At 57.1% G+C, this 1,847-nt stretch carries 1 other annotated feature (running past one end of the window).

From position 1 onward, the window contains the following. Positions 1-1,825, top strand: a sequence feature (mutual gap in cmsearch alignment for this rRNA model is longer than 100) (it extends 1,791 nt beyond the left edge of the window). Positions 1,826-1,847 lie beyond the last annotated feature (22 nt).

Below are 1,847 nucleotides of genomic sequence, written 5' to 3'. Positions count from 1 at the left end.
GGATGGGTAGGGGAGCGTCGTGTGCCGGGTGAAGCAGCCGCGGAAGCGAGTTGTGGACGGTTCACGAGTGAGAATGCAGGCATGAGTAGCGATACACACGTGAGAAACGTGTGCGCCGATTGACTAAGGGTTCCTGGGTCAAGCTGATCTGCCCAGGGTAAGTCGGGACCTAAGGCGAGGCCGACAGGCGTAGTCGATGGATAACCGGTTGATATTCCGGTACCCGCTGTGAAGCGTCAAACATCGAGCATCGTGATGCTAAGGCCGTGAAGCCGTTCCGGACCCTTCGGGGAATGGAAAGTGGTGGAGCCGCCGGCCCAAGCGGTCAGTAGGTGAGTGATGGGGTGACGCAGGAAGGTAGTCCAGCCCGGGCGGTGGTTGTCCCGGGGTAAGGGTGTAGCCCGTCATCCAGGTAAATCCGGATGGCATGTGGGTGAGACCTGATGCCGAGCCGATTGTGGTGAAGTGGATGATCCTATGCTGTCGAGAAAAGCCTCTAGCGAGTTTCATGGCGGCCCGTACCCTAAACCGACTCAGGTGGTCAGGTAGAGAATACCGAGGCGTTCGGGTGAACTATGGTTAAGGAACTCGGCAAAATGCCCCCGTAACTTCGGGAGAAGGGGGGCCATGTCCGGTGATGGGGTTTTCCCTCTGAGCTGGGTGTGGCCGCAGAGACCAGCGAGAAGCGACTGTTTACTAAAAACACAGGTCCGTGCGAAGCCGTAAGGCGATGTATACGGACTGACGCCTGCCCGGTGCTGGAACGTTAAGGGGACCGGTTAGTCACTCTTCGGGGTGGCGAAGCTGAGAACTTAAGCGCCAGTAAACGGCGGTGGTAACTATAACCATCCTAAGGTAGCGAAATTCCTTGTCGGGTAAGTTCCGACCTGCACGAATGGCGTAACGACTTCTCGACTGTCTCAACCATAGGCCCGGTGAAATTGCACTACGAGTAAAGATGCTCGTTTCGCGCAGCAGGACGGAAAGACCCCGGGACCTTTACTACAGTTTGATATTGGTGTTCGGTTCGGCTTGTGTAGGATAGCTGGGAGACTGTGAAGCTGTCACGCCAGTGGTGGTGGAGTCGTCGTTGAAATACCAGTCTGGTCGTGCTGGATGTCTAACCTGGGTCCGTGATCCGGATCAGGGACAGTGTCTGATGGGTAGTTTAACTGGGGCGGTTGCCTCCTAAAGAGTAACGGAGGCGCCCAAAGGTTCCCTCAGCCTGGTTGGTAATCAGGTGTTGAGTGTAAGTGCACAAGGGAGCTTGACTGTGAGACCGACGGGTCGAGCAGGGACGAAAGTCGGGACTAGTGATCCGGCGGTGGCTTGTGGAAGCGCCGTCGCTCAACGGATAAAAGGTACCCCGGGGATAACAGGCTGATCTTCCCCAAGAGTCCATATCGACGGGATGGTTTGGCACCTCGATGTCGGCTCGTCGCATCCTGGGGCTGGAGTCGGTCCCAAGGGTTGGGCTGTTCGCCCATTAAAGCGGTACGCGAGCTGGGTTTAGAACGTCGTGAGACAGTTCGGTCCCTATCCGCTGTGCGCGTAGGAGTCTTGAGAAGGGCTGTCCCTAGTACGAGAGGACCGGGACGGACGAACCTCTGGTGTGCCAGTTGTCCTGCCAAGGGCATGGCTGGTTGGCTACGTTCGGGAGGGATAACCGCTGAAAGCATCTAAGCGGGAAGCCTGCTTCGAGATGAGGACTCCCACCTCCATGAGAGGGTAAGGCTCCCAGTAGACGACTGGGTTGATAGGCCGGATATGGAAGCACGGTAACGTGTGGAGTTGACCGGTACTAATAGGCCGAGGGCTTGTCCTCAGTTGCTCGCGTCCACTGTGTT

Origin of the sequence: Streptomyces sp. NBRC 110035, from assembly GCF_000829695.1 — a bacterium.
Lineage (GTDB): Bacteria > Actinomycetota > Actinomycetes > Streptomycetales > Streptomycetaceae > Streptomyces.
Note: the sequence above shows the minus strand (reverse complement) of the source record. Positions and strands in the feature narration are given on the sequence as shown.